Consider the following 26,095-nt stretch of genomic DNA (forward strand, 5'->3'; position numbering starts at 1 on the left):
GTCACCGCCATCGCCGACCGGCTCCCGGCCGTCCCACCAGACCTGCCCGAGCACCCGGACTACCCCCGCATCCTCGCCGTCTTCAACGGTGCGACCGGACCGCTACGGGCCCGGGATGTCTGCGAAGCCCTCGATCACGAACTGCTGCCGAAGAACATCGAGGGCACCCGCGCCAAGCTGAAACGCCTGGTCAAGCTCGGCATCATCACCGAGATCGACACGGGCAGCTTCGCCAGGAAGCAATAGCCGACCAAGCCCCGCGACCACCAGCCCTGCCCCAACCTCACCAGGAAACGGACATCAGATCACGAACCGCCCTCTCAGAGAGCGGTAAGTGACTAAGAAGTCAGGCGGCGTGATCAGTTGCATCGCTGGCATCGAGCGCAACATGCAGATCTGCTGTTGCTGCTTCTACCAGGCCGTTCGTTGCGTCGTACAGGGTGCGGACTCTGCGGGACAGGTCTTCCCGACGCTCATCACTCACTGCGGCACCGGATTCGACGGCCTCAATGCCCTGAGTCAGCAGGCTCGGCGTGCGTCGCATCGACCGGCGCAAGTAGTGTGCCGCCTTGATCGCGTCCTCGCTACCGACAAGCGCCACATCCGCCACCTGAGCGTGGATTGCGTCCCGTAGTTCATCGAGACGTTGCCACAGCTCACGCGCACCCTTCGGATCGTTGCGGTCGTAGAGGCGTGAGGCCGCTTCCAAGAGAAGGGAGGCAGCCTGAAAGCCCAGGTGAACGAGCGCCGCGTAGCTCTGGCGTCGCTCCTGCCGAAGCCACTTCCAGCGCCCTTCAACAGTCCTATCCCGCTCGCGTTGTTCCTCTTCGCGCGACCGTCGACGTTCGCGGTACTCGGCGAATACTGCCGTGATCAGCACGCCAGTAAGCGTTGCGGTTGCCGTGATCAAGTACGGCGCGTAGCTCGTTCCTCCCCCAGCCATGCGCTGATCGTGCCACAAGGGATGGCCTCGCCAAGCTGGTTCAACAGCATTTCAGGGAGCGGGTGTTGATCCCAGAGTGCGGTAAGCGACGGTTGGCCTTCTGCGGCGTGACCTGTCGAGGCGGGTCCCGATAGGCGCCCCTGCGAGTGACCGAGACGGCGCGTCTGCAGCCAGAACGGTTGGCTGCTCGACCGAGAAGGATGATCCTCCAGGGAGTGAACTACCTGGTCGGCAACGCCAGCCGTCGGGGCAAAACGGTTAATTCGATCATTTGCCGCGCTGTGAGATCCAGCGCTCAAAGAGTGCTCCGGAGCGACGATGGGGCAGGTTCACCAGCCGTACGAGTTGGAACCCTTCTCCGCGGTAGTAGCGGTGAAGTCCGGGGTTCGTTTTCCAGGCGTCGAGGCGAAGCCGTGGTTTGCCTGAGTCGGCGGCGCGGCGCGCTGCCCAGTCGAGCATCACGCTGCCGATGCCCTGTCCGGCTGCGGAGCGGCTGACCGCCATGCGGTGGATGTAGAGCGCCGTCTCCGGTCGGTCGTCAGACGTCCAGAACTCCGGGTCGGCGTAGTCGTCGAGCTGGAGTGTGCCGACCGGCTTGCCGTCGAGGATGGCGAGGTAGACCTGTCCGCGTGCGAGAGCGTGGAGGATGCGATCCCGGTGCGGGGGGTACTGCCACTGGTCGATGTCGCGCGAGGCGAGCCACTCGGAGACCTCGACCAGCAGGCCCTCGATAACGTCGACTTCGTCCGGGCGGGCAGCGCGGATCTCCAGATCGCTCATGACTCTTCTGCCGGCGTCTCGCGTCGTCGCTCGTACGTGATGACGTTCCGGTCTCCCGGTAGGGCGTTGATGACGACGCGCACCGGGGTTCCGTCCTCGGTGTAGCCGGTCGTGATGAGCACGGCGAGCGGGGTGCCGGGGACCAGTTTCAGGCGGTGGACCTCGTCGGGCTTCGGCATCCGCACGTGGATCTCGTCCAACGCGCGCACTTGCCGGTGGCCCAGCTCTGCCAGCACCTCGTTCGCGCCGCGCCCGATGTTCTCTGGGCGCATGATCTCAGAGCCCTGTACCAAGTCGTGGCGGTAGTAGCTGTCGTTGGTGTTGAACGGCTCCCCATCCAGTGAGCGGACCCGCTTGCGTACGACCGCGAGGTCACCGGGCTCCAGGTGGAGGCGCTTGGTCACCTCTGCCGGCGGCTCCACGATGTGGACCTCTATGACCTGCTCCGGCTCGCGGCCTTCGCCCGAGAACTCCGTCATGAAGGCGTCCATCTCCGGCATGCGGGGCCGCTTCTGGAACTCTTCCTGTGGGCGGTGGGCCATCGGCTCACGGCGTCGTACGAAGTGGCCTGTAGGCCGCGCCGAGATGACCAGCCCTTCGTTGACGAGGAGGGCGAGCGCCTTGCGCACCGTCTCGCGGGAGGCGTCGTGAGCCTCCTCTAGCTGCTTTTCGGTGGGGAGCTTGTCGTCTGGCGCCAGCTCGCCGCTGTCGATCTGCTGCCGCAGGGCGTCAGCGATCTCTTGGTACTTCGGTGTCCGTCCGCGTCGCGTCGTCACAGCCATGCCTCCATGAAACCGCTGCATGGACGCCATTGTCTAGGCAATCCAGCCAAAGGTCTTGACTCCCGGACTTCGATCATGTCAACATCCTGACTGTACCCATTGTACGGTCAATGATTACCGGCGGATGCCTCCCAGGTGTCTTGAGCTGGGGAAATCCGTGGCCGGAGGCGGCCGAGGAAGGCGCTGCGCCGCGCGCCTAACGGGCCTCCGTGACCGCTCGCACTCTTGAGAACTGAACAGAGACAACCGAGACGGGGCTGTACCCCGTCCCCGCGACGGCCCGGGTGACGGCCGCCGGCAGCCACTTTGCGGCGGGTGAACACGTCCCGCCCTGCGCGTCAGCTCTGGAGAACGCCCATGGGGATCATCCCTCTCTTTCGGGAGGTAAGCCCCATAGGTGCCACCTGGCGCGCGCTGCCCTGCTGGCGTCAGAGCAGTGACGATGACGCGCCCGACTCCACCGGCTCGGGGCCGGCGCTCTGTGGCAACGGGGCGCCGGCGAAGCCGTGTCCCTGCGATCTGCGGGAGGCTGGCGTGTACCGACGACTACGAGGGCGCCGCCGGTACGGACCGGCCGGCGGCGCCGCACACACCCCGGTCCGCCTCCGGTTCCGCCGCGTACGCCGCGGTGGGTCGGCTTTCCCGCCCGTACGCACGGTCCACACGGTGGGCGCGCGAACGGGTGGGAGCGCGGGGAGCCGGAACCCGGCACCTGCACCTGTACGGCTCAGCGCTTCTCGCTTCAACAACCCCTACGGCGGGCGCCCCCGGAGCTGGCACTCCGGGGGCGCTGTTCGGGCCGTATCCACTGCAAGGGAGACCACGACCCATGGACCATATTGTCACTGTTCAGGATGCTGTTACCGCGTTCGCGGACTTCATGGAGCCCACGGACGCGGAGCTGGACGCCATCGAGCGCGAGATGCCCGTCATCCTCGCGGAGATGGACCTGCTCGACGCACAGATCATCACCCTTGACCGTGCCCCCGCCGAGCTGGACGAGCTGCGCACCCGCCGCGCCCGCCGTCGGGTCCTGGCCGCTCACCGCGACCAGCTCAACGTCCCGGCCGGGCGGGACGGCGGTGCGGCATGAGCCTTCACCGCAAGGGCCGTGCCGCGCTTGTGCTGGCGCTGGTCGTCGTGGTCGGCATGGCGTTCCGGGTGTCGTGGAACGCGCTGCGGGACATCGCCGGCGCCGTCGGTGCGGACGACACGGCCGCGACGCTGTACCCGTTCGTGGTCGACGGTCTGATGGCTCTGGCCCTGATCGCCACGCTCGTGCTCGACGGGAGGGACCGGACGTTCGCGCTGAGGGTGCTGGGTACCTACACCGTCGCGTCGCTGGTCCTGAACTACGTGCACGGGCTCGTGCCCGAGCTTCACGGCGAGACGGTCGACTGGGGGCGCTTGGCCGACTGGGACCCGGCGAACTGGGCCCTGGTCCTGCTCGCTACGTCGCTGCCGGTCGGGTCGATCTACTTCGGTTCCGATCTGGTGGCCAAGGTGCTGCACCACCAGCCCGACCCGATTCCGGCCGCGAACAAGAATGCGGAGGAATCCACCGAGACCGAGAGGATTCGGTCTAGGACTGACGTGCCCGTATCGACCCCCGCGTCGATCATCCCGAACACGGCGGCGCTGCCCCGGCCGGTGGATGTCGGCTTCATGAAGTCGACCCCCACGGCCAAGCCGCCCCCGCAGGTCGACCCCGCACCGGTCGACCCGATTCCGCGGCGCGCGGTGGCGGCAGAGTCGACCCGACCGCGCCGCGCCACCGGCCGCGTGCCGCAGGCGGCGAAGCCGCCTCGACCGAAGCGCACGCCGGAGCAGTTGCTTGCCGAAGCGCGGAAGGTGACGGCCGATTGGGCGGACGCGAAGGTGACCGGCGAGGGCATCCGCCGCGCGGTGCGCACCTCCTCGGCCAACGCTCGCCGACTGCGGGACACGATCCTTGCTGAGCGCGCGAAGCGCGACGGTGGCGGTGGGGCGGTCGCGGCGTGATGCCGCGGACGCTGGCCGACTGCTACGACCCGACCGGCGAGCGGTTCGGTATCCCGACGTTCCCGTGGAAGCTGGCGCCCGACGGCTACGCCACCCGCCGCCAGCTCCGCGCCCGACACCTGCGGCCCGGCGGGCAGGACATCGCTGCTCAGCTCATGCGCCCGCGCAAGGAGCGCGGCCCGCTGATCGCCTACCTCTACCGCGTCCGACTGGCCGCGCGGGTGCGGCCGATGACGGCCGGCCGGTGGCGTTCACACGAGGCGATGATGCGCGCCCGTCGGCGGTGCCCCGGGTGCCGCCGCGATGCCGGATACGACATCCCCGCGACGCTCGGCGCCTGCGTGACCTGCGCCTATCCCGAGGAACAGCGCGACATCCAAATTACCCCGGATCCCGGGCCCGGCCGCTCACCTTCCACAGCACGCGGCCGGGCCCGTCGACTCCCGTGAAGGAGCAATTCCATCGTGACCGATGCAACCCCGATCCCGCCGCCGCGGAATGCGGTAGAGACAGCGGGAAAGGTGCTGACCTTCCCGCTCACCAAGGACACCCCCACCGACACCGCGCCGCCCGCGGGCGTGCCCGCCGTGCAGCGGCCGGCGCTGCCGGCGTGGGCGCGTTCACGGCAGGCCGTGCGTGCGTTCTTCGCTGATGAGCGCACCCGCACCGCTGGCCGCCTGGTCGTGCGTCACGGCGCGTACGTCGTCGGCGGCTCCCGGGTCGTCGCCCGCCGCGCGTGGGACGGCCGCACCGCCTCCCGCTACGAGCGCATGATCCGCAGCGCCGAAGCCGCGGGCAACTACGACGAGATCAAGGAGTGGGAGAAGCGCGCTGCCGCGTTCCGCAAGGCGCGGCACAAGCGGCGCATGCAGATGCTCGCGGCGATGGTCGACGCGCCCAAGGCGGCCGTGTCCGTCGCCGGTACCGGCGCCGGCGTGCTGCTGCTCCTGGGCTGCGTGCTCGCCTGGGCCAACGACGACCCGGCGCAGATTCTCACGCCGCTGGTGGCGGTGGTGCAGCTCATCGGCTGGTGTGCGTTCATCGCCTCCGTGGTCTGGGAACCGGTCCTCATCGGCCTGCCGTTCGCCGCCCTGGCGTCCGTGTGGGGCGTCGGCCGGCACCGCCAAGCCGCGCCCCAGTGGGCGCTTCCGGACCGCGGTACGAACGAGGGTGAGCCCATCACGCCGTCCATCGTGGTCCGCGCCCTGCGCGACCTGGGGGTCGCGCCGCTGCGCAACGCCATCAAGGACATGAACGACGCCGGCGCGGGCATGCTCGGGCCGATCCGCATAGCCGGATGCGGCGTCGAGGTCGACGTCACCCTGCCGTCCGGCGTCTCCACCGACGAGGTGCAGCGCCGCCGCCGCAAGCTGGCAGAGAACCTGTTCCGGCACGAGCACGAGGTGTTCATCACCATCCCGCCGGCCGCCCGCACGGTCCGGCTGTGGATCGCAGACTCCGGGGCGCTCGATGAGCCCATCGGCCCGTCCCCGCTGGTCACCGACCCCGACACCCGCGCCGACTACAAGCGCGGCCGGGCCCCGTGGGGTCAGGACCTCCGCGGCGACGCGGCGAGCCTGAGCCTGTTCCAGCGGCATCTTCTGATCACGGGCCTGTCGAACCAGGGCAAGACGGCCGCGTTGCGGGCGCTGGCCCTGTGGCTGGCGCTGGACCGGTCGGTGCAGTTCCGCGTCGCGGACCTCAAGGGCGCTGGCGACTGGGCCATGTTCGAGGGTCTGGCGTCCGTGCTCATCCAGGGTCCGACCGATGACCACGTGATCGACGCGACGGAGATGCTGGAGGACGGGGTGGCGGAGATGGAGCGTCGTCTCCAGGCGCCGCCCGGCTCGGACTTCCCGCCGCTGATTCTGCTGGTCGATGAGGCACAGGTGGCGTTCATGTGCCCCGTGGTCGACGACCAGAAGCGCCCGTACGGCGGCAGTAAGGCCAGCTCGCGGTACTTCATGGCTGCCCGGAAGATCCACAACCAGGGTCGGGCCGTGAACGTGCTGCTGTGGCAGGGCACCCAGGACCCCACCGACCAGAACCTTCCCAAGCTGGTCCGCGAGGGTGCGCACACCCGCGCATCGCTCGCCCTGGGTACGGAGTCGCAGGCGCGCATGGCGCTGGGCGACAAGGCCGTTGACGGCGGCGCGGCGCCGAACCTGCTGCGTCCCGGGCTGGACAAGGGGACCGTCGTCGTCGCCTCCGATGGGATCACGATCCCGGCGGGGCAGTCGTCCATCACGGTGCGCACGCACTACGTCGACAACGACCAGGCCGCCGAGATCGCCGGCCGTGCCAAGGCGATGCGCGACGGCGTGATGACGCTGCACGTCATCGAGCGCGGGCAGGAGCGCGATGCGCTGGCCGACATCGCCGCCGTGGTCGGCGACGCTGCCCGCGTGCTGACTAAGGACGTGTTGCAGCGCCTCACGGCGGTGGATGAGGACGCCTACGGCGGCTGGTCGTTCATCGACCTCAAGCGCGTCTTGGCGGGCACCGGAGCGGAGCCGTACAAGTCCGACGGCCGCATGGTCATCGGCCGCGACCGCATCGCCCGCGCACTCGCCAACCGCCCCGAGGACGGTTCCGCTTCCGCCTCGGAGTAGAGGGAGCCGTACCCCTGGCGGGCCAGGGAGGCAGGGAGAACTCCCTGACCCCCTCCCTGGCCTGCCTCCCTCGCCCTGACCAGCAGCAATGATCCGCAGGGAGTCAGGGATGCGCCCCGGTCAGGGGCCTCGAAACCCCCTCCACACGCACCCCGGAAGGGGGTGCCTCCGCCTCCCTGCCTCACGCCTCGAAGGGATTCCGCATGCACCCCGAACACCCCGGCCATGCATGGGCCGAACGGCCGCCTGTGACCATCCACCAGCCCACCCCGATACCGCCCACGACCCCCGCGGCGGCGCCGCTCGCACCGGTCCAGCCGGGCACCGTCCCGGCCGTCACGAGCGTCGTGCTGCCCGACGGCCGCATCGTCACCGGCTACACCCTCACCCCGACCACCACCGCGCAGCCGGTCCCGGCGACGTTCGCCGCGCAGACGCAGCCGGCCGTGTCCCGTACGGCGGTGAACGTCGCGCTGGGCGGGGTCGGGTTCTGCGCCGTGTGCGGCGGGCTGTTCCTGCTCACCTCGTTCGTCGCCGCGCTCACCGCGTTCGTCACCCAACTCGTCATCCTCGCCGCCGTCTGCTTCGGCGGCTGGATCGCCGTACAGGTCTTCGGCGGCAAGGGCGGCGGGACGACGGTCAACATCCGCAAGGCCGTGTTCAAGCGCAACACCTTCAACGGCTAAGCATGTGCCCCTAGCCGTCGGCGGCTGAGAGAGGGAACCCGGCGAAGTCCCCGTCAGCCGTCTGCGTCACCAGCGCGATGCCTTCCGTCTCCAGCAGTGCTCTCAGGTCTGCGGAAGGGGCGTCTGGCAACAGGATGGCCAGCCGCAACCCGTTGGGCACGTTGAGGTGGCGCCGGTAGTCGAGCAACTGCCCGATCGCCATCCGCACGTGTTCGCGGCTGGCCTTGCCCTTGACCTCGTAAAGGACGTTATCGGTCGCGTCGTACAGGTCGGTGAGGAAAGCTCCCCGCTCGCCTGCCACCCGGATCTGAAACCGGTGGACGGCATGCCCGTGGGCGGCCAGATGCGCCTCAAAGGCCCTGGCCAGTTCACCCTCACGCCGGCGCACGGTCCGCGGACCGCCGGTGACGTCCGCGGTCGTGGAATGGGTGTTGTGCTGCTCGGTAGCGACTGCTGTCGCCGACGTCGCGGCCGGATCCTGCGTAGCCGGCGGCACCGGCAGGGTCTCGCTCGCAGGCGCCGGTGTCAGCGTGTCCTTGGGCGTCAGGGCAAGCGTGATTCCGGGTGCGGGCCGCAGCCGAAAGACATACAGCCGGCGGCCCGGCTTCCCGTCAACCTGTGTCCAGCGTTCTTCGTACGGCTGCACCGTGTCGACGACGACCTGACCGAGGTAGCGCTGAATCACCGTTTCACTGCCCGGCGGAGAGCCGTCCGCGACGAACAGATGCACGTCTCGGCCGGCCTGTACGTGGTTCAGCAAGGAGCGGTTGCGGTCGGTCATCTGCTGGTCGGTGGTGCCCTGCCCGGCGCCCGTGTACAGGTACAGCACGCCGAACTCATCGTCGTCCGCACGACCGTCGAAGGTGTAATCGTGCTCCGCTCCGGCTGCGGGATCGGAGAACACAAAGATGTTCTGCGACTGGTTAGCAGGCACGATCCCGCCGCCGTACTGCGAACCGCCGTAGGCCGCAGCCAACTCCGCTCGCGTCGTGGTGGCTCCCTGAGCAAGGTCAAGACTCGACATACCGCGAATCTAGCGGCCACCGCTGACAACACGTCATCCCGCCCGCGCGGCCTGACGTAGCAAGGGCGGCCCCACTCACGCCAATGACCCGGGGCCGCCCCATCCACCCGTCTCAACAGACCAGTGGAGGTCTCCAGAATGACCCAACCCAACGACACTACGCGAGCCCTGCTCGCTGCCGCTCTCGCAGCGGCGGAACGCGGCTGGCCCGTCTTCCCTCTCCGTCCCGGCGGCAAGCCGCCGGCGTTGCACGGTGACGCGCGCTGTCCCGGCACCGGGGTCTGTGCCGGTGGTCACGTGAAGTGGCAGGAGCGCGCCACCACCGACCCCGACCGCATCCGCGCCGCCTGGAGCGCAGGAGCGTTCAACATCGGGGTCGCGACCGGCCCGGCCGGGCTGGTCGTCATCGACCTCGACGTGGCCAAAGACGAGAACGACGCGCCTGGCGGCGCGGCGACCCTTCAGGCGCTCTGCGAGCGCACCGGAAAGCCGGTACCGGCCACGTTCACGCTGCGGACCGCCAGCGGCGGAGAGCACCTGTACTTCACCACGCCGGACGGGCCGCGGCTGAGCAACACGGCGGGCAAGCTCGGGGCGAACATCGACACCCGCGCATGGGGCGGCTACGTCGTCGCTCCGGGCAGCGTCGTTCACGGCCACGCCTACACCCTCACCGACGACCGCGACCCCGCGCCGCTGCCCGGCTGGTTGGCCGCGCTGCTGCGGCAGGACACCCGCCCGGCGACGACGCCGGCCGCGCCGGTCGTGCGCAGTGCCTCGCGTGCTGCGGCGGTGGCGTTGGAGCGGGAGCAAGCGGTGGTTGTAGCCGCGCCGGAGGGGGAGCGGAACAGGACGCTGAACCGGGCCGCGTTCAAGCTGGGCCGGTTCGTCGCGTGGGGCGACCTCAGCCGGGGTGCGGTGGAAGAGGCATTTCAATGGGCGGGGGAGTCCGCCGGTCTGACGCCTTCCGAGTGTCGTGCTGCTGTCCGCAGCGGCCTGAACGCCTCCCTGCGTTCCGCGCGGCCGAGGGAGGCCCTGTGAACCCGCGCCACAATCCCCCCTTGAAATGCCTCAAGCAGCCCACCGCCGGGTCGCAGGACGCGGCACAGACGGTCGTACAGGCTGACGCTGGCGCCCGACAGGGTGTCGCCCGTCAGGGCGTCCCTTCAGTCCTTCCCCCGCAGCCGTCGCGGGCCGACAACGCCACCGGGGACGGCCGCTACGCGGTCGCGTGGCTGCACGTTTCCGCCCCTGCCCGCGCCGTGCCTTCGGCCCGGTCGGTGTGCCTGTGCGGCTGGGCCCGCAACGCCGTCGGCCTGACGCGCGTGCTGGCGCTCATCACCGCGCACACGGCCCACCGAGAAACCTGCCCGCTGCGCAGCAACCAGGAAGGAAGGACCGCCGCATGACCACTGCCCTCGACGGAGCCGCGTTGCTGGACGAGGTGGAAGCCTTTCACCGCCGTTTCAACGTCTTCCCCGCCGAAGCCGCTTACGTCGCGGTCGCGCTGTGGGACGCGCACGCGCATCTGCTCGACTGCTTCGACTCCACCCCCCGACTCGCCTTCCTCTCCCCTGAACCGGGGTCGGGCAAGACACGGGCGCTGGAGATCGTGGAGACGCTGGTGCCGCAGCCCATGACGGCCGTCAATGCCTCCGCCGCCGCGCTGTTCCGCAGCGTCTCCAGCGGCAACGGCAAGCCGACCATCCTCTTCGATGAGATTGACACGGTGTTCGGACCGAAAGCCGGGGACAACGAGGAGCTACGCGGCTTCCTCAACGCCGGGCACCGGCGTACCGGGGTCACCTACCGGTGCATCGGCGACGGCGGCAATCAGAGCGTGCAGGCGTTCCCCTCGTACTGCGGTGTCGCGGTTGCTGGTCTGGGCTCACTGCCGGACACGATCCTGAGCCGTTCCGTCATCATCCGCATGCGCCGGCGTGCGCGGAACGAGAAGGTGGAGCCCTTCCGGGCCCGCATCCACGAAGCCGAGGGTCACAAGCTCCGTGACCAACTCGCCGCGTGGGCCGAACACGTCCGAAGCACGGTCATGGGTGCTTGGCCGGAGATGCCCGACGGGGTTACCGACCGCCCTGCCGACGTATGGGAACCGCTGCTCGCCGTCGCCGACGCTGTGGGCGGTCCGTGGCCCGAGCGGGCCCGCGCCGCGTGCGTGGCTCTCGTGACCGCCTCCCGCGCCAACGACAAAGGCAGCACCGGCGTCCGACTCCTCACCGACCTGCGTGACCACGTCATGACCGGCATCGACCGCCTGCCCACCGTTGCCATCCTGGACCGGCTGAACGCCATGGATGACGCACCGTGGGCCGACCTCAACGGCAAGCCGCTCGACAACCGTCGGCTCTCCCGGATGCTCGCGGAGTACATGACGGCGGACAACGAGCCCATCGCGTCCCGCAATATCAAGACCGGGGCGAGCGTCCTCAAGGGCTACTACGCCGCCGATCTTCATGACGCATGGCAGCGCTACTGCCCCCCACCCCAGGAAAGTCCGCTACCTCCGCTACCGGGCGCCGAAAACGTAGCCTGACCAGCAGTAACGAGGTAGCGGGAACCGGCGTCAGTTCCCGCTACCCATCCGCTACCGCTACCCCTTCCCGCTACCTCGATCACGGCCCTGACCAGGGCGGTAGCGGCGGTAGCGGAAGTAGCGGACCTCAGAGAAGAGGGCCAGACTCCCCGAACCTTGCCGAGGAGGCACAGCCGCGTGAGCACTGCTGCTGAACCTGCCGAACAGCTCCTCTATCGGCCCGAAGAAGCCGCCGAAGTTCTCCGCATCGGCCGGTCGATGCTGTACGAGGAGATCCGACTCGGGCGACTTCAGACCGTCCGCATCGGCCGCCGTCGTCTCGTGCCGCCGGAGTACATCAAACGGTACGTCGAACTTCTTAAGAGCGAGGCACAGGCCGCCTGAGCCTCACCCGACAACCCAGCAGGGCCGCGCCGTTCACGGCGCGGCCCTGCCCGCGTATGGAGGCATAACAGAGCATGAGTGAGACCCCGAAACGCGCCCAAAGGGCCGGCCACGGTGCGGACACGATCTACTGGGACCCCGCCAAGAAGAGCTACGTGGGGGCCGTCTCCCTCGGGTACGCCCCGAACGGCAAGCGCCGTCGACCGAAGGTGTACGGCAAGACGAAGACCGAAGTCCGCCAGAAGATCCGGGACCTGAAGAAGGAGGTACAGACCGGCGTCAAGGCTCCGGCCAACTACACGGTGGCCGATGCCGTGAACGACTGGCTGGAGCGCGGACTGAAGGGGCGCGACGAGAAGGGCACCATCGGCAAGAACCGCTCGATGGCGAACAAGCACCTGATTCCGTTCATCGGCAAGGCCAAGCTGAAGGAACTCAGCGCGGATGATGTCGATGACTGGTTGGACGGCAGGGCTGAATTCCTCGCGACGCGCAGCCTGCGTGACCTGCTCGCCATCCTGCGCCGCTCCGTCGCACACGCTCAACGCAGGGACAAGGCCGCGCGGAACGTCGCCCTGCTCATCACCGCACCGGAGGGTCGCCCCGGCCGGCCGAGCAAGGCGCTGAACTTGGAGCAGGCGAAGGCCGTGCTCGCTGCCGCGCGTCCGTCACGGCTCTACGCCTACCTCGTGCTCTCGCTCCTCAGCGGAGTGCGCACGGAAGAGGCGCGGCCCCTTACCTGGGATCACGTCTTTCTGGAGACGAAGGACGGCGTCCCGCCCCACGTGGCGGTGTGGCGGTCGGTGCGCAAGCACGGTGAGACTAAGACCAGGAAGAGCCGCCGGACCATTGCTCTCCCGAGACAGGTGGTCGACGTCCTCGAAGAGCACATGCGGTGGCAGAAGCAGGAGCGGGCATCGGTGGGAATGGAGTGGAGCCCGGCCGGTCGAGTCTTCACGACCCGGAGCGGTGAGCCGCTAGACGCGGCCAACGTCCGGCGCGACTTCCGCGGCGTCCTCGCCAGGGCGGCCAAGATGCCCGGCATCGAGGTGGAGCCGCACGAGTGGACGCCGAGGGAACTGCGGCACAGCTTCGTGTCCCTGCTGTCCGACCATGGCATCCCCCTGGAGCGGATCGCCCTCTTGGTCGGTCACAGCAGCCAAGCGACCACGGAAGCGGTCTACCGCAAGCAGCTCCGGCCCGTGATCACGGAGGGTGCCGAAGCGATGGACGACATCTTTGCGGACGGCTGACCATCGCGTAGCGCGGCCCTGTTCATACGCGCCGCCTGAACGTATCTCCGGCATGCCTGGGTTACCGCTCGAACGATGCCGGCACCACAGACACGCGGCGCCGGCATCCGGCAGTCTGCGTGCGTCGCGGAACGTGAATGTGACTATTCCCGTGCGGAGTTGGGGCGCTATGGGGTTAAGTGGACGACTCAAAGAGTCCCCGCTGGTTCGGGGCATGCAGCATCAAAGGAGCCCACATGGCGATTAAGCAGTACACGTATGACATCTCGGATCATCCCATCCGGCATGAAAGGGTCGACCCGAACAAGCTCAACTTCGACCCGGACGCACAGCGCTCGCTCAACAAGCCCCGTGCGCAGAAGATCGCCGACAACCTCGTTCCCACCGCGCTCGGAACGATCCTGGTGTCGGAGCGGCCGGATGGCGCTAAGTACGTCATCGACGGCATGCACCGAGCGTTCGCTTGTCAGCTCGCGGGCGTGAACGAGATCTCCGCCGAGATCCACAGCGGACTCTCGAAGGCTGAGGAGGCTTCCATGTTCATCATCAAGAACATGGAGTCGCAGAAGGTCTCGCCCAAGGATGAATACCGGATCGGCCTCACCGCTGGTCACCCGCTGTTCATCGACACCGAAAAGATCATCAAGTCTCACGGCCTGTCGATGGGCAACCGCTCCGCGAACCAGATCCGCGGCATCAAGGGCGTGCTGTCCATCGTCCAGAAGTTCGGCGACCTCTTCCTTGACCAGGCCCTCACCGTCGCAGAGAAGGCGTGGGGCCGCACCGCCGAGTCGTGGGACAACGTCCTGCTGCACGGCCTGGCTGAGTTCTACTACCGGCACGGTCACGAGACGAGCGACCACAACGGCACCAAGGTGCTGACGTGGACCATTCCCGCCGACACCCTCGCTGTGAAGCTTGGAAAGGTTGGCCCTGCGTACGCGTGGCGTGGCAAGGTCCACACCGCCGCGACGGGTGCCGGCGCCCACAGCGACGGCACCGCCTCGCGCTCCAAGACGGCGTACCGGTTGGTCGCCCATGAGTGGAACAAGAATCGGCGTAACCGCATCGAGGTCGCCTGACCGTCGCTGCACCTGGGTTCCTGCCCTCTGTACCGCAGAGGGCAGGAACCCTCCTGCTTCTCGTGGCTTTGGCCCCCTGTTTGGCCCCCCGAGCACGACAGAGGGCCAATCGCGATCATGCGATTGGCCCTCTGACCTGTGTCGGGGTGGCGGGATTTGAACCCACGACCTCTTCGTCCCGAACGAAGCGCGCTGCCAAGCTGCGCCACACCCCGTGACTGCGAGAACTACTGTAGCCCACCCGGGCGGGTCGGGTGAAATTCGTTTCCGGGGGTGGGGGTCAGGGTGAGGAGGGTGGCTTCCGGGGGGCAGGCGAAGCGGAAGGGGGTGAAGCGGTTGGCGCCGCAGCCGGCGGAGACGTGGAGGGCCGCGCGGTGGGAGCCGGCGGTGTGGGTGGAGAGGCCCTTGACGCGGTCGGTGTCCAGGTCGCAGTTGGTCACCAGGGCGCCGTAGAAGGGGATGCAGAGCTGGCCCCCGTGGGTGTGGCCGGCGAGGATCAGGGGGTAGCCGTCGTCCGTGAAGGCGTCGAGGACGCGCAGGTACGGGGCGTGGACGAGGGCGAGGGAGAAGTCCGCCTCCGGGTCGGGGCCGCCGGCGACCGCGGTGTAGCGGTCGTGCTTGATGTGCGGGTCGTCCAGGCCGGTGAGGCCCAGCACGGCGCCGCTGTCCAGCTTCAGCCGGCCGCGGCTGTTGTCCAGGCCCACCCAGCCTGCCGCGTCGAAGGCGTCGCGCATGCCCTCCCAGGGGTTGCGGGGGACGTTGTGGCGGAGGCTGTGGCGGCCGTTGAGGCCGTGTATGCCGCGGGCCTTCTCGATCAGGTAGCGGCCGGGGTTGCGGAACGTCGGTGCGTAGTAGTCGTTGGAGCCGAAGACGTACGTGCCCGGGAACTCCATCAGCGGGCCCAGCGCGTCCAGCAGCTCCGGCACCGCGTCGGGGTCCGACAGGTTGTCGCCCGTGTTCACCACCAGGTCCGGCCGCAGGCCCGCCAGGGACTGCAGCCAGCGCCTCTTCGCGTGCTGGCCCGAGACCATGTGGATGTCCGAGATCTGCAGCACACGCAGCGGATGCATGCCCTCCGGCAGTACGGGGACGGTCACCCGGCGGAGCCGGAAGGCGCGGGGTTCGACCACGCCGGCGTAGGCGATGCCGCCGGCCGAGAGAGCGGCCAGGCCCAGGGGCACTCCGTATCGCGCGCGCATCTTCCTATCGTTGCAGAGGCGCGGGGTGCGAGGCGCCGGGGGCCGGACCCCGCGGCGTCGGCGGGCGGCCGGCGCGGCATGGGAGACTCCGACCATGACCACGCTCAAGTCGAAGCTGCAGGACGACCTGACGGCCGCCATCAAGGGCCGCGACGAGCTGCGCGCCGCCACCCTCCGCATGACGCTCAGCGCGATCACGAAGGAGGAGGTCGCGGGCAAGGAGGCGCGCGTGCTCTCCGACGACGAGGTGCTGAAGGTGATCACCCGCGAGGCCAAGAAGCGGCGCGAGGCCGCGGACGCCTTCGCGCAGGGCGGCCGGGCGGAGTCCGCCGAGCGGGAGCGCGCGGAGGGAGAGGTGCTCGCGGACTACCTGCCGAAGCAGCTCGGTGACGAGGAGCTGGGTGCGCTGGTCGCGGAGGCCGTCGCCGAGGCGAAGGCGGGCGGGGCCGGGGGGCCGCGGGCCATGGGCGCCGTGATGAAGATCGTGAACCCCAAGGTGGCCGGGCGGGCGGAGGGCGGGCGCGTGGCCGCCGCCGTCAGGCGCGCCCTCGCCGAGGGGTGACCGCCGCCGGGCGCTGAGCCCGGGGGCGCGGAGCGCGGGGGGTTCCGGCGGTTGCGGCCGGGATCCCCCTCACCTGCCGTCGGGCCAGCCTCCGGTCCCGCCGTCGAGCGCGCCGCCGTCCAGCGTGCCTCCGTCGAGCGTGCCGCCGCCGGGGCCTCCGCCACCGGGGCCGCCGCCGTTCCCGCCGTTTCCGTTGCCGCCCTCGATGAGGCCGCCCAGCGGGTTGTCGGGCTTGTCGTCGTCCTCGTCGTCGTCCTCGTCGTCGTCCCTGCCCTTGTCCGGGCGGTCCGCCGCGACCGGGACCTTGTAGAGCGCCGGCGACGTCTTGCCGGCCAGGGCGCCGTTCATGGCGTCGCGCCAGATGGGGCCGGGGACCCCGCCGCCGAAGACGCGGTCGTGGTACGTCGGGCCGATCTGGATGTTCTCCATGGAGACGTCGTCGGTGGGCCCGCCGACCCACACCGCTGCGGCGAGGTCCGCGGTGTAGCCGACGAACCAGGCGGCCTTCCGCTCGTCCGTCGTACCGGTCTTGCCCGCGTTGTCGCGCCCGGTCAGCCCGGCCTCCCGGCCGGTGCCGTCCTCGACGACGCCCGAGAGAAGGGTGTTGATCGTGCCCGCCGTCTTCTCCGACATGACCTGCTTGCACTTCGACTTCGGCACCGGGAGCTTCCTGCCCTTGGCGTCCTTGATCGACTCGATGGCGACCGGGCTGCAGTACTCGCCGCGGTTGGCGAAGGTCGCGTAGGCGTTGGCCATCGCCAGCGGTGCGATGGTCTGGCCGCCGAGGGTGAGCGAGGGGGACTCCTCCAGTTCCCCGCCGTCGCCCCGGTGGACGCCCATGCTCTGCGCCAGCTCCTTGACCGGGCAGATGCCGATGTCCGAGATGAGATCGACGAAGTAGGTGTTGATGGACTTGGCGGTGGCCTCGCGCATGCTGTACGGGCCGACCTCCTCCTCCGTCTCGTTCGCGACCTCGGAGCCCTCGGTGTTGACCCAGTCCTTGCCGTCCTCGCACGTCTCCACCGGGCTCGGATAGGGCATCTCGTTCGGCGACGGGTACTTCTTGGTGTTCGGCACCCCCTTCTCCAGCGCCGCCGCGGCGGTGAGCGGCTTGAAGGTGGAGCCGACCTGGAAGCCGTAGTTGGACCCGTTCATGGACTTCTCCACGGACAGGTTGATCATCGTCTCGTTCTTGCGGGAGCCGTACGGCTTGGACTGCCCCATCGCGCGGATCTTGCCGGTGCCCGGCTCCACCATGGTCACGGCGGTGGCGACCTTGTCGCTCTGGTAGACGTGGCTCTTGATCGAGTCGTTGGCGGACTTCTGGGCCGTGGGGTCGAGCGTGGTGCGGATGGTCAGGCCGCCGCGGTTCCAGCGCTTGAGGCGCTGCTCGGGGGTCTTGCCGAAGCTCTTGTCCTTGAGCAGCACTTCGCGTACGTAGTCGCAGAAGAACCCGGCACCGCTGACGGCGGTGATGCACCCGTTGCGCGGCTCGCTGACCTTGAGGCCGAGCGGTTCCTTCACGGCCTTGTCGGCCTCGGCCCGCGTGATGTGGTCGTTGCTCGCCATGCGCCGCAGCACCGTGTTGCGGCGTTTCTCGGCCTCTTCCGGGTCGTTGAGCGGGTCGTAACGGCTCGGTGACTGCACGATGCCGGCGAGCATCGCGGACTCGGCGAGGGTCAGCTTGTCGGCGGACTTGCTGAAGTAGCGCTCGGCCGCGGCCTCGATGCCGTATGCCTGCTGCCCGAAGAAGGCGATGTTCAGGTAGTTCTCCAGGATCTCGTCCTTGGTCAGCTCCTTCTCGACCTGGATCGCGTACTTCAGCTCCTGGATCTTGCGCCCGAGGGTCTGCCGGGTGGCCTCGGCGACCTTGTCGGCGTCGTTGCCCGCTTCCTCGACGAAGACGTTCTTCACGTACTGCTGGGTGAGCGTGGAGGCGCCTTCGGAGACCGTGCCGGACTGCGCGTTGCTGTTGAGCGCGCGCAGGATTCCCTGCAGGTCGACGGCCCCGTGCTCGTAGAAGCGCTCGTCCTCGATCGCGACGATCGCCTGCCGCATCACCGGCGCGATGTCGTCGAACGCGACGACCGTGCGGTTGCGTGAGTAGACGTCGGCCAGGTGGCCGCCCTTGCTGTCGAGGATGGTGGTCTTCTGGCTGAGCGGCGGGCGCTTGAGGTCGGCGGGGATGTCGTCGAACTCCGAGACCGTGCCCTTGGCGGTCAGGCCCAGCAGACCTGCGGCGGGCAGCGCGAGCCCCGCGAGTACGGAGCCGGCGAGGACGCTGACGCCGAGGAACTTCGCGGCTTGCTGCGCGACGGTGAGTCCGCCGCCCGGGCGCTTGTAGGCCATGGAGCCCACCCTAACTTCTGATTCCCGGGACAGGCGCCCGTCTGTTCGCCTACTCTGTTTTCGGCCATCACCACCGGCCACGGTCTCCCTCACCCGCTGATTCACTCCTGTGGGTGATGAGGCTTGACCGAATTGACGACATGTGACGCCCGAGATCCGATTACAGGCCGACAGCCTGCCGCTTTTGACCGGATCATCCTTGGCCGGGAGGGCTCACTCCGGTGGGTGATCTGGCGCGTACGCGTAGTCCGTTCGGGCCATTCAACTTTGGGCCTGACGGGGGTGTTGCGTTGCCGCACTCCTTCCGTAACGTCCTCAACTGGCAACGGTGCATATGCCCTTTGCCGCCGTGGGGGAGCCTCAATTCGGGAGAGGACGGCACCAGCATGAGCTGGGTTACCGACTGGAGCGCACAGGCAGCCTGCCGCACTGCCGATCCGGACGAACTGTTCGTGCAAGGCGCGGCACAGAACAGAGCCAAGGCGGTCTGCACCGGATGCCCGGTGCGCACGGAGTGCCTCGCCGACGCACTCGACAACCGCGTCGAGTTCGGCGTATGGGGCGGGATGACGGAGCGCGAGCGGCGGGCGCTGCTGCGCCGACGGCCGACGGTCACGTCGTGGCGCAGACTGCTGGAGACGGCACGCGAGGAGTACGAGAGCGCGGGGACGCCGCTGCACGAAGGCGCCCTGCACGAGGACGCGCTGCGCGCGGCGGAGGAACTGCCGGTCGCCGCGGGCTGACCCCGGGCTCCACGGGGCCCTGAGCCCTGCCGGGAGCCCGCCCGCGTGACCGTTGTGAGCCCCCGCAAGCCCTGTCGTAGGCCTGTCCTCAGCCCGTTGTACGGGCCGGGCACAGGCCGTGTGCCGTACGCCCGGCTACGCCCCCCACGCGCGCTCCGGCCTACGTGCCCGGTGCCTCCTGCGCCGTCAGCCGCTCGGCCACGTCCCGTAGCCCCCCGAGGTCGTGCACATCCCCCGGCAGCGCGGTGACCTGGGTCACCGGAACCTCCGGGTGCAGTGCCGCGAAGCGGTCCCGCGTACGGCGCTCGTGCGCCAGCACCTGCATCCGCTCCGCATGCAGCCGCAGCAGTGCCGCTGCACCCTCGGCACCGGCGCTCCCGGTGCCCGCCGTGTCCGCGTCGCCGGTGCTCGCGGCGCTCGTACCGGACGCTCCCGCCGCCCCCGCGCTCTTCGCGCCTGAGCCCGCGTCGTCCACGCCCCGCTCGTCCAGCGCCTCGGCCGCCGCCAGCGCCCGCTCCGCGCTCAGTTGCGCCGCACCGCTCTCGTGCACCCTGTTGAGCACCAGTCCCGCGAGCGGCATCCGGTCCGCTTCGAGCCGTTCGACAAAATAGGCCGCCTCCCGCAGCGCGTCCCGCTCCGGCGTCGCCACCACCAGGAAGGCCGTGCCGGGCGCCTGCAGCAGCCGGTACGTGGCCTCCGCGCGCGTACGGAAGCCGCCGAAGAGCGTGTCCATCGCCGCGACGAACGTCTGCACGTCCCGGAGCAGGGAGGAACCCAGCAGCTTGCCGAGCGTGCCCGTCATCATCGACATCCCGACGTTGAGGAACTTCATCCCCGCCCGGCCGCCCGCCTTCGCCGGCGCCGTCAGCAGCCTGATGAAGCGCCCGTCGAGGAAGGAGCCCAGCCGCTTCGGCGCGTCCAGGAAGTCCAGCGCGGAGCGGCTCGGCGGGGTGTCCACGATGATCAGGTCCCAGGAGTCCCGGGCCCGCAACTGGCCCAGCTTCTCCATCGCCATGTACTCCTGCGTACCGGCGAAGCCGGCCGACAACGACTGGTAGAAGGGGTTCTCCAGGATGGCGCGGGCCCGGTCCGCGTCCGCGTGCGCCTCGACGATCTCGTCGAAGGTGCGCTTCATGTCGAGCATCATGGCGTACAGCTCGCCGGATCCCTCGATGCCCCCGACCCGCCGCGGGCTGTTGTCCAGGGCGTCGATGCCCATGGACTGCGCCAGCCGCTTCGCCGGGTCGATGGTGAGCACGACGACGCGGCGCCCGCGCTCCGCGGCCCGTACGCCCAGGGCGGCGGCCGTCGTCGTCTTGCCGACGCCGCCGGCGCCGCAGCAGACGACGATGCGGGTCTGCGGGTCGTCGAGGAGCGCGTCGGCGTCCAGCCGGGGCGCGGTGTCGAGGCTCATAGGGGCCACTGCTTTCCCAGCTCGCCGGACAGCCGGTAGAGGCCGGCCAGATCCACTCCGTCGGTGAGCAGCGGCAGCTCGTACTGCGGCAGCTCCAGCCGCGCCAGCGCCGCCCGCTGCGTACGTTCCAGGGCCAGCCGCTCCGTATGCTCGCGTGCCTGGAGCAGCAGCGGCGCGACCAGCCGCTCCGCCCGCGCGCCCCGGCTGGCGCCGCCCAGGCCGGCGGCGGACAGCGCGGCGGCGAGGGCCGCCGGGTCGGCCGCGGCCCGTTCCAGCTCCGCCTCGTCCATGAGGGCCGGACGCACCATGTTGACCACCGCGGCGCCGACATGGAGCCCGGCCTCGCGCAGCTCGGCGACGCCGTCGACGGTCTCCTGCACCGGCATGTCCTCAAGGAGGGTGACGAGGTGCACGGCGGTACGGGCCGAGGTCAGCACCCGCATCACGGACCGGGCGTGGTTGTGGATGGGCCCGGCCTTGGCCAGCCCGGCGACCTCGGCGTTGACGCCCAGAAAGCGCGTGATGCGACCGGTGGGCGGAGCGTCCATCACGACCGCGTCGTACACGTGCCGCCCGTGCTTGTCCTGGCGGCGGGCCGCCTCGCACGCCTTGCCGGTGAGCAGGACGTCGCGCAGGCCGGGGGCGATGGTGGTGACGAAGTCGATGGCGCCGAGGCGGCGGAGGGCGCGTCCCGCGCTGCCCATCCGGTAGAACATCTGCAGGTAGTCCAGCAGGGCCTGCTCGGCGTCGATGGCGAGCGCGTACACGTCGCCCCCGCCGGGCGCCGAGGCGATGCGCCGCTCGTCGTACGGCAGCGGTTCGGTCTCGAAGAGCTGGGCGATGCCCTGGCGCCCCTCCACCTCGACGAGCAGGGTGCGCCTGCCGTCGGCGGCCAGAGCCAGTGCCAGTGCGGCGGCGACGGTCGTCTTGCCGGTCCCGCCCTTGCCGGTCACCACGTGCAGCCTTTGGAGCCCGCTCATGTCCGCGAGCCTAATTCCTCGGCGCGCGACTCAGCAGACCGCCTCCGCCGAAGGCCCCGAGCGGGGGCCGGTCGTGGCGGGCTACAGTCTGGCCCATGACGAAGTGGGAATACGCGACCGTGCCGCTGCTCGTGCACGCCACCAAGCAGATCCTGGACCAGTGGGGCGAGGACGGCTGGGAGCTGGTCCAGGTCGTGCCGGGGCCGAACCCGGAACAGCTCGTGGCGTATCTGAAGCGGGAAAAGAGCTGATGGCGGGGCGGGTCGAGGGGAAGCTCGCGGAGCTGGGGCTCAGCCTGCCCGAGGTGGTTCCGCCGCTGGCGTCGTACGTGCCCGCGGTGCGCAGCGGGTCGTACGTGTTCACCGCCGGCCAGCTCCCGATGGTCGACGGCACGCTGCCGCTGACCGGGAAGGTCGGGGCCGAGGTCACGCCGGAGGAGGCCAGGGAGCTGGCGGCGCGGTGTGCGCTGAACGGGCTGGCGGCGATCAAGTCGGTCGCCGGGGACCTCGACCGCGTCGTGCGGATCGTGAAGGTCGTCGGCTTCGTCGCCTCGGCGCCGGACTTCACGGCTCAGCCCGGTGTGATCAACGGGGCGAGCGAGCTGCTCGGCGAGGTGCTGGGCGAGGCGGGTGTGCACGCGCGGAGCGCGGTGGGGGTGGCGGTGCTGCCGCTGGACGCGCCCGTGGAGATCGAGTTCCAGGCGGAGCTGGCCGGGTAGGCGGGCGGCTGCCGTCCCCGGGCGTCCCTCCGGGGTGAGTGCTGTCCGCCGGGTTCCGGCGCGGGGCGGACGGGCGGGGGCCGTCTGCCGCGGTCGGGGTCATACGGCGGTTGTCCACAGGCTGCGGTGGCCCACTCGAACATGTCGTCGGCAGCCCGTAGGCTCCCCGTCATGTCCGACATGAACGCCCCGGCCGGCGAGGGCGCCCGGTGGGCCCTGCCCTCCGAGCGTATCCGCGCGCTCGCCCGCGGGGAGCTGACGCCCGTCCCACCGCGCCGTGCGGCGACGGTGCTGCTGCTGCGCGGCACGGCGCCCGGCGGCCTGTGGGTGTACATGCTGCGGAGGAAGTCCTCCATGTCCTTCGCCGCCGGTGCGTACGCGTATCCGGGCGGCGGGGTCGACCCGCGCGATGAGCGCCCGCTGGACCCGGCGGCCTGGGCCGGGCCGTCTCCGGCGCGGTGGGCGGCGCGGCTGGAGGTGCCGGAGCCGGTGGCGCAGGCGGTGGTCTGCGCGGCGGTGCGGGAGACGTTCGAGGAGGCCGGGGTGCTGCTGGCCGGGGCCTCGGCGGCGGAGGTGGTGGCGGACACCACGGGAGCGGACTGGGAGGCGGACCGCGCGGCGCTGGTCGCCCGCGAGCTGGGCTTCGCCGACTTCCTGGCCCGCCGCGGCCTGGTCGTGCGGACCGACCTGCTCGGCGCCTGGGCGCGCTGGATAACCCCGGAGTTCGAGACCCGGCGGTACGACACGTGGTTCTTCGTCGCCGCGCTCCCCGAGGGGCAGCGCACGCGCAACGCCTCGACGGAAGCGGATCGCGCGGAGTGGGTCAGGCCCGCCGAGGCCGCCGCGGGGTTCGAGCGGGGCGAGAGGGCGATGCTGCCGCCGACGATCTCCATGCTGCGCGGGCTGCGGGCGTACGGGTCGGCCGCCGAGGCGCTGGACGCGGCCGGGGAGCGGGACCTGACCGCGGTGCTGGTGAAGGCCAGGATGGAGGGGGACGAAGTCGTGCTGAGCGCTCCCGGACACGAGGAGTTCACGCGAAGGCTGCCGTCATGACGGCGGCGGCGCCGGGACAGCCGCGCGGCGGGGTGCTCGGCGGGCCGGCCACCGCCCGTGCGACATGCGTGCTGGCGCCCAACGCCTCGCCCATGACCCTCGACGGCACGAACACGTGGATCGTCGCCGAGCCGGACTCCGCGCGCGCCGTGGTGATCGACCCCGGGCCGCTGGACGAAGGCCATCTGGCGGCGGTCGTGGAGACCGCGGAACGGGCCGGTCTGCGGGTGGCGCTCACGCTGCTCACCCACGGGCACGCGGACCACGCCGAGGGCGCGGCCCGCTTCGCCGAGCTGACCCGGACCCAGGTGCGGGCCCTGGACCCGGCGCTGCGCCTCGGCGACGAAGGGCTGGCCGCGGGGGACGTGATATCCGTCGGCGGGCTGGAGCTGCGGGTCGTGCCCACACCGGGGCACACGGCCGACTCGCTCTGCTTCCACCTGCCGGCCGACGGGGCCGTGCTCACCGGTGACACGATCCTCGGCCGCGGCACGACGGTGGTCGCCCATCCGGACGGCCGCCTGGGCGAGTATCTGGACTCGCTGCGCCGGCTGCAGTCCCTGACCCTGGACGACGGCGTCTCGACGGTGCTGCCGGGCCACGGGCCGGTGCTGGAGGACGCCCAGGGCGCGGTGGAGTACTACCTGGCGCACCGCGCGACGCGACTGGCACAGGTCGAGACGGCGGTCGAGAACGGATACCGGACCCCCGCGGACGTGGTGGCGCACGTGTACGCGGACGTGGACCGCACCCTGTGGCCGGCGGCTGAGCTGTCGGTGCGGGCTCAGTTCGAGTACCTGAAGGAGCACGGCCTGATCACGTAGCCGGCCCCGGGCCACGCCCGCGCCGTGGTGGCTTCGTCAGCGCGAGCGCTTGGCCAGGCGCTCGACGTCCAGCAGGATCACGGCCCGGGCCTCCAGGCGCAGCCAGCCACGGCTGGCGAAGTCCGCGAGCGCCTTGTTGACCGTCTCCCGGGAGGCGCCGACGAGCTGGGCCAGCTCCTCCTGCGTCAGGTCGTGCACGACGTGGATGCCCTCGTCCCCCGGCACGCCGAAGCGCCGGGAGAGGTCCAGCAGGGCGCGGGCGACACGGCCCGGGACGTCGGAGAAGACCAGGTCGGACATCTGGTCGTTCGTGCGCCGCAGCCGGCGGGCGACCGCGCGCAGCAGCGCGGAGGCGACCTCGGGACGGGCGTTCAGCCAGGGCTGGAGGTCGCCGTGGCCGAGACCCAGCAGCTTGACCTCGGTCAGCGCCGAGGCCGTGGCCGTGCGCGGGCCCGGGTCGAACAGGGACAGCTCGCCGATCAGCTCGCCGGGGCCGAGCACGGCCAGCATGTTCTCCCGCCCGTCGGGGGAGGTGCGGTGGAGCTTGACCTTGCCCTCGGTGACGACGTACAGCCGGTCGCCGGGCTCGCCCTCGTGGAAGAGAGCGTCACCGCGCGACAGCGTCGCCTCGGTCATGGAGGCACGCAGCTCCGCTGCCTGCTCGTCGTCGAGCGCGGCGAAGAGGGGCGCGCGCCGCAGAACGTCGTCCACGAGTTCTCTCCTTGTCGGGTGCCCGGGCGACCGCGGGCCGTTGCTCGGTCGGCCCGTCACGCTTTCCATGATGCCGGACAGTAAAACAGTGCGATCAGTCACAAGTTTGACGTACCGCAGCGTGAACCGTACGCCAGGGGTCCGATTGGCGGCACTTTTCCGGTCCTCCCCGGCGGGCGCCCGGGGGGTCGGGGCGGGGGCGCGCGGTTGCGCGTGGGAGGTCGGCCGAGGGCTCAACGAGCCGGTCGGGGCGCCGCCGTGCGGGGCGCGTGGGTTGACCCGTACGGCCCCATTCCGCTCTCAGCGAACGCACCTCCCGCAATCCGATAAACCGGATATAACGCCATTGTGGCGGTGCTCTGCGCGCACCGTGCGGGCGCCCTCGGCACGAGGGTCCTTCCCCCGGACCGGGAAGGGGACACCCGTATGACCCGCGCAATCAGGCCGAGGGCCTGGCCAAGCGGTTCGGTGCTTGACCAGGCCCTCGGCCTGAACAGCGTGTTCCTCCACCCGCCCCCGGATCCCGGCGGGCGAGCCGGTCGGACCGGTCGGTCCCGTCAGACCCGGTCCGCGGCGATGAGCAGGTACTGGAAGCTCCCGCTGCGGTACGCCGTGAGGAAGACCTCCTCGATCCCCGTGGCCACCGGGGACTTCGCCCGCAGCTCCCAGTACGGGATCGTCGCCTCGGTCAGGTCGATGACCTGCGCGGGCACCAGCCGGTGCGCCGCCAGCTCCTTGAAGTAGGTCGACCGCGGATGGACGTTGCAGATGTAGTGCGCGTTGATCTGGCTGACGGCGCGGGACGGCAGCCCGTAGGCGTCGTTGTAGCAGCCGGTGATGGTCACGTACCGGCCGCCGCGGGTGAGCAGCCGTGAGTGCTCCTTGAAGAGCTGGACCAACTCCACGTACATCGTGCTCTCGTTGTTCCAGATCCCGCGGAACGCGCCCGTCTCGAAGCCCGTGTCGAGCATGTTCTTCAGGTGGAACCGCACCGTGTTCCCCAGGCCACGGCGCTGGACCTGGTCGTTGGCGAAGGCGACCTGCGACTGCGAGATCGAGATGCCGTCGACGCGGCAGCCGAATCGTTCGTGCGCCATGAAGCTCGTGCCACCGCGCCCGGAGCCGGCGTCCAGCAGCCGGGCGGCCGGGTCGGGCTCGCCGAGGTGGTCCAGCAGAAGGGTGGCCTGGGCGTTCTCCAGGCGGTGCAGCTCCGCGATGATCCGCGCTTCCCGGGTCTCCTCCGGGCCCGCCAGCACGGACTGGTCGACCTCGCCGATGCCGTAGTGGTGGTGGTACGTCCCGCTGACCTCGCCGAGCTTGAGGTTGACCGGATCCTTCTCCCGGTTCCAGTAGTCGGCGATGGAGTGCTGGTACGGGCTGGTGAGGACGTTCGTGTGAGTGGCTGCCGCCATGGTCGTTCTCCTTCTGAGGGCGTGCGTGAGCG

25 protein-coding genes, 1 tRNA gene and 2 pseudogenes are annotated in these 26,095 nt (G+C 70.2%); 17 read left to right on the forward strand and 11 right to left on the reverse strand.

Annotated elements, in window-relative coordinates; genetic code table 11:
• Window positions 1-246 (forward strand): annotated as a pseudogene (locus I003_RS0120560) (hypothetical protein); the annotation flags it as partial.
• 100 nt (window positions 247-346) lie between these two features.
• Here the strand turns inward: I003_RS0120560 and I003_RS36140 are convergent.
• The 3 genes from I003_RS36140 to I003_RS0120570 form a co-directional block, all read right to left on the reverse strand.
• Window positions 347-880, reverse strand: coding sequence for a hypothetical protein (locus I003_RS36140; protein ID WP_158689009.1), 534 nt, complete (start codon window positions 878-880; stop codon window positions 347-349).
• Between the two features lie 330 nt (window positions 881-1,210).
• On the reverse strand, window positions 1,211-1,723 hold the full coding sequence (locus tag I003_RS0120565; protein ID WP_027773233.1) for a GNAT family N-acetyltransferase: 513 nt from the start codon (window positions 1,721-1,723) through the stop codon (window positions 1,211-1,213).
• Window positions 1,720-2,505, reverse strand: coding sequence for a GntR family transcriptional regulator (locus I003_RS0120570; RefSeq protein ID WP_051368364.1), 786 nt, complete (start codon window positions 2,503-2,505; stop codon window positions 1,720-1,722). Before I003_RS0120570 ends, I003_RS0120565 begins: the two co-directional genes overlap by 4 nt.
• Window positions 2,506-3,334: 829 nt before the next feature.
• Between I003_RS0120570 and I003_RS0120575 the strand changes: the two genes are divergently transcribed.
• The 5 genes and pseudogenes from I003_RS0120575 (at window position 3,335) to I003_RS0120595 (ending at window position 7,804) form a co-directional block, all read left to right on the forward strand.
• Window positions 3,335-3,598 (forward strand): DUF6284 family protein, encoded by a 264-nt coding sequence (locus I003_RS0120575; RefSeq protein ID WP_027773235.1) that lies wholly within the window; start codon window positions 3,335-3,337, stop codon window positions 3,596-3,598.
• Entirely contained in the window at window positions 3,595-4,506 is a 912-nt protein-coding gene (locus tag I003_RS32755) for a DUF2637 domain-containing protein (protein ID WP_037721299.1), read from the forward strand. The genes I003_RS0120575 and I003_RS32755 overlap by 4 nt, the downstream gene beginning before the upstream one ends.
• A pseudogene (locus I003_RS32760) lies at window positions 4,506-4,877 on the forward strand (RRQRL motif-containing zinc-binding protein); the annotation flags it as partial. The gene I003_RS32755 and the pseudogene I003_RS32760, both read left to right, overlap by 1 nt.
• 150 nt (window positions 4,878-5,027) lie before the next feature.
• The gene (locus tag I003_RS0120590; RefSeq protein WP_027773236.1) at window positions 5,028-7,118 is read left to right on the forward strand and encodes an FtsK/SpoIIIE domain-containing protein; all 2,091 of its coding nucleotides are present in this window, start codon (window positions 5,028-5,030) and stop codon (window positions 7,116-7,118) included.
• A 203-nt stretch (window positions 7,119-7,321) separates the two neighbouring features.
• On the forward strand, window positions 7,322-7,804 hold the full coding sequence (locus I003_RS0120595) for a hypothetical protein (RefSeq protein ID WP_027773237.1): 483 nt from the start codon (window positions 7,322-7,324) through the stop codon (window positions 7,802-7,804).
• Between the two features lie 10 nt (window positions 7,805-7,814).
• On the opposite strand, the gene I003_RS0120600 is transcribed toward I003_RS0120595, so the two are convergent.
• On the reverse strand, window positions 7,815-8,828 hold the full coding sequence (locus I003_RS0120600) for an SRA domain-containing endonuclease (protein WP_027773238.1): 1,014 nt from the start codon (window positions 8,826-8,828) through the stop codon (window positions 7,815-7,817).
• Between the two features lie 138 nt (window positions 8,829-8,966).
• Between I003_RS0120600 and I003_RS0120605 the strand changes: the two genes are divergently transcribed.
• From I003_RS0120605 to I003_RS0120625, 5 genes are all read left to right on the forward strand, one after another.
• Window positions 8,967-9,869 (forward strand): bifunctional DNA primase/polymerase, encoded by a 903-nt coding sequence (locus I003_RS0120605; RefSeq protein ID WP_027773239.1) that lies wholly within the window; start codon window positions 8,967-8,969, stop codon window positions 9,867-9,869.
• Window positions 9,870-10,233: 364 nt separating this feature from the next.
• Window positions 10,234-11,379, forward strand: a complete 1,146-nt coding sequence (locus I003_RS0120610) for a DUF3631 domain-containing protein (protein ID WP_027773240.1) — start codon at window positions 10,234-10,236, stop codon at window positions 11,377-11,379.
• Between the two features lie 177 nt (window positions 11,380-11,556).
• The gene (locus tag I003_RS0120615; RefSeq protein WP_027773241.1) at window positions 11,557-11,763 is read left to right on the forward strand and encodes a helix-turn-helix domain-containing protein; all 207 of its coding nucleotides are present in this window, start codon (window positions 11,557-11,559) and stop codon (window positions 11,761-11,763) included.
• A 74-nt stretch (window positions 11,764-11,837) separates the two neighbouring features.
• On the forward strand, window positions 11,838-13,016 hold the full coding sequence (locus I003_RS0120620) for a site-specific integrase (protein WP_027773242.1): 1,179 nt from the start codon (window positions 11,838-11,840) through the stop codon (window positions 13,014-13,016).
• 236 nt (window positions 13,017-13,252) lie between these two features.
• Window positions 13,253-14,098: a DUF6551 family protein gene (locus tag I003_RS0120625; RefSeq protein WP_027773243.1), complete on the forward strand. Its 846-nt coding sequence runs from the start codon at window positions 13,253-13,255 to the stop codon at window positions 14,096-14,098.
• Window positions 14,099-14,239: 141 nt separating this feature from the next.
• Here the strand turns inward: I003_RS0120625 and I003_RS0120630 are convergent.
• A tRNA-Pro gene (locus I003_RS0120630) sits at window positions 14,240-14,313 on the reverse strand.
• Window positions 14,314-14,325: 12 nt separating this feature from the next.
• Window positions 14,326-15,297, reverse strand: a complete 972-nt coding sequence (locus I003_RS0120635) for a metallophosphoesterase (protein WP_051368359.1) — start codon at window positions 15,295-15,297, stop codon at window positions 14,326-14,328.
• A gap of 94 nt (window positions 15,298-15,391) precedes the next feature.
• Here I003_RS0120635 and I003_RS0120640 point away from each other — a divergent pair, with 94 nt between their 5' ends.
• Complete coding sequence (locus I003_RS0120640) at window positions 15,392-15,859, forward strand: GatB/YqeY domain-containing protein (RefSeq protein WP_027773245.1); 468 nt, start codon at window positions 15,392-15,394, stop codon at window positions 15,857-15,859.
• A gap of 69 nt (window positions 15,860-15,928) precedes the next feature.
• Here I003_RS0120640 and I003_RS0120645 read toward each other — a convergent pair whose 3' ends face one another.
• Window positions 15,929-18,208 carry a transglycosylase domain-containing protein gene (locus I003_RS0120645; protein WP_027773246.1) on the reverse strand — a complete coding sequence of 760 codons (2,280 nt, stop codon included), beginning with the start codon at window positions 18,206-18,208 and terminating at the stop codon, window positions 15,929-15,931.
• Between the two features lie 386 nt (window positions 18,209-18,594).
• Between I003_RS0120645 and I003_RS0120650 the strand changes: the two genes are divergently transcribed.
• Entirely contained in the window at window positions 18,595-18,951 is a 357-nt protein-coding gene (locus tag I003_RS0120650) for a WhiB family transcriptional regulator (protein ID WP_018841321.1), read from the forward strand.
• 160 nt (window positions 18,952-19,111) lie between these two features.
• Here the strand turns inward: I003_RS0120650 and bagB are convergent, their stop codons facing one another.
• Together bagB and bagA are read right to left on the reverse strand one after the other, a co-directional pair.
• The gene (gene bagB / locus I003_RS0120655; protein WP_027773247.1) at window positions 19,112-20,365 is read right to left on the reverse strand and encodes an ATPase BagB; all 1,254 of its coding nucleotides are present in this window, start codon (window positions 20,363-20,365) and stop codon (window positions 19,112-19,114) included.
• A complete protein-coding gene (bagA, locus tag I003_RS0120660; protein ID WP_027773248.1) occupies window positions 20,362-21,345 on the reverse strand; it encodes an ATPase BagA in 984 nt (327 codons plus the stop codon). Before bagA ends, bagB begins: the two co-directional genes overlap by 4 nt.
• A 95-nt stretch (window positions 21,346-21,440) precedes the next feature.
• Between bagA and sp36 the strand changes: the two genes are divergently transcribed.
• From sp36 to I003_RS0120680, 4 genes are all read left to right on the forward strand, one after another.
• Entirely contained in the window at window positions 21,441-21,596 is a 156-nt protein-coding gene (sp36, locus tag I003_RS35670; RefSeq protein WP_018835836.1) for a Sp36 family protein, read from the forward strand.
• Window positions 21,596-22,063, forward strand: coding sequence for a RidA family protein (locus I003_RS0120670; protein WP_027773249.1), 468 nt, complete (start codon window positions 21,596-21,598; stop codon window positions 22,061-22,063). The genes sp36 and I003_RS0120670 overlap by 1 nt, the downstream gene beginning before the upstream one ends.
• Before the next feature lie 180 nt (window positions 22,064-22,243).
• On the forward strand, window positions 22,244-23,116 hold the full coding sequence (locus I003_RS0120675; RefSeq protein WP_027773250.1) for an NUDIX domain-containing protein: 873 nt from the start codon (window positions 22,244-22,246) through the stop codon (window positions 23,114-23,116).
• Entirely contained in the window at window positions 23,113-23,940 is an 828-nt protein-coding gene (locus I003_RS0120680; RefSeq protein WP_027773251.1) for an MBL fold metallo-hydrolase, read from the forward strand. Before I003_RS0120675 ends, I003_RS0120680 begins: the two co-directional genes overlap by 4 nt.
• A gap of 36 nt (window positions 23,941-23,976) precedes the next feature.
• Here the strand turns inward: I003_RS0120680 and I003_RS0120685 are convergent, their stop codons facing one another.
• Both I003_RS0120685 and I003_RS0120690 read right to left on the reverse strand, forming a co-directional pair.
• Window positions 23,977-24,651 carry a Crp/Fnr family transcriptional regulator gene (locus I003_RS0120685; protein ID WP_018835840.1) on the reverse strand — a complete coding sequence of 225 codons (675 nt, stop codon included), beginning with the start codon at window positions 24,649-24,651 and terminating at the stop codon, window positions 23,977-23,979.
• A gap of 557 nt (window positions 24,652-25,208) precedes the next feature.
• A complete protein-coding gene (locus I003_RS0120690; RefSeq protein ID WP_027773252.1) occupies window positions 25,209-26,063 on the reverse strand; it encodes a geranyl diphosphate 2-C-methyltransferase in 855 nt (284 codons plus the stop codon).
• Window positions 26,064-26,095 lie beyond the last annotated feature (32 nt).

The organism is Streptomyces sp. CNQ329 (assembly GCF_000482585.1).

Coding starts and splice junctions, on each gene's coding strand:
- I003_RS0120565 (WP_027773233.1), bottom strand. CDS start 1,723: ATGAGCGATCTGGAGATCCGCGCTGCCCGCCCGGACGAAGTCGACGTT.
- I003_RS0120570 (WP_051368364.1), bottom strand. CDS start 2,505: ATGGCTGTGACGACGCGACGCGGACGGACACCGAAGTACCAAGAGATC.
- I003_RS0120575 (WP_027773235.1), top strand. CDS start 3,335: ATGGACCATATTGTCACTGTTCAGGATGCTGTTACCGCGTTCGCGGAC.
- I003_RS32755 (WP_037721299.1), top strand. CDS start 3,595: ATGAGCCTTCACCGCAAGGGCCGTGCCGCGCTTGTGCTGGCGCTGGTC.
- I003_RS0120595 (WP_027773237.1), top strand. CDS start 7,322: ATGCACCCCGAACACCCCGGCCATGCATGGGCCGAACGGCCGCCTGTG.
- I003_RS0120600 (WP_027773238.1), bottom strand. CDS start 8,828: ATGTCGAGTCTTGACCTTGCTCAGGGAGCCACCACGACGCGAGCGGAG.
- I003_RS0120605 (WP_027773239.1), top strand. CDS start 8,967: ATGACCCAACCCAACGACACTACGCGAGCCCTGCTCGCTGCCGCTCTC.
- I003_RS0120610 (WP_027773240.1), top strand. CDS start 10,234: ATGACCACTGCCCTCGACGGAGCCGCGTTGCTGGACGAGGTGGAAGCC.
- I003_RS0120620 (WP_027773242.1), top strand. CDS start 11,838: ATGAGTGAGACCCCGAAACGCGCCCAAAGGGCCGGCCACGGTGCGGAC.
- I003_RS0120625 (WP_027773243.1), top strand. CDS start 13,253: ATGGCGATTAAGCAGTACACGTATGACATCTCGGATCATCCCATCCGG.
- I003_RS0120635 (WP_051368359.1), bottom strand. CDS start 15,297: ATGCGCGCGCGATACGGAGTGCCCCTGGGCCTGGCCGCTCTCTCGGCC.
- I003_RS0120640 (WP_027773245.1), top strand. CDS start 15,392: ATGACCACGCTCAAGTCGAAGCTGCAGGACGACCTGACGGCCGCCATC.
- I003_RS0120645 (WP_027773246.1), bottom strand. CDS start 18,208: ATGGCCTACAAGCGCCCGGGCGGCGGACTCACCGTCGCGCAGCAAGCC.
- I003_RS0120650 (WP_018841321.1), top strand. CDS start 18,595: ATGAGCTGGGTTACCGACTGGAGCGCACAGGCAGCCTGCCGCACTGCC.
- bagB (WP_027773247.1), bottom strand. CDS start 20,365: ATGAGCCTCGACACCGCGCCCCGGCTGGACGCCGACGCGCTCCTCGAC.
- bagA (WP_027773248.1), bottom strand. CDS start 21,345: ATGAGCGGGCTCCAAAGGCTGCACGTGGTGACCGGCAAGGGCGGGACC.
- sp36 (WP_018835836.1), top strand. CDS start 21,441: ATGACGAAGTGGGAATACGCGACCGTGCCGCTGCTCGTGCACGCCACC.
- I003_RS0120670 (WP_027773249.1), top strand. CDS start 21,596: ATGGCGGGGCGGGTCGAGGGGAAGCTCGCGGAGCTGGGGCTCAGCCTG.
- I003_RS0120675 (WP_027773250.1), top strand. CDS start 22,244: ATGAACGCCCCGGCCGGCGAGGGCGCCCGGTGGGCCCTGCCCTCCGAG.
- I003_RS0120680 (WP_027773251.1), top strand. CDS start 23,113: ATGACGGCGGCGGCGCCGGGACAGCCGCGCGGCGGGGTGCTCGGCGGG.
- I003_RS0120690 (WP_027773252.1), bottom strand. CDS start 26,063: ATGGCGGCAGCCACTCACACGAACGTCCTCACCAGCCCGTACCAGCAC.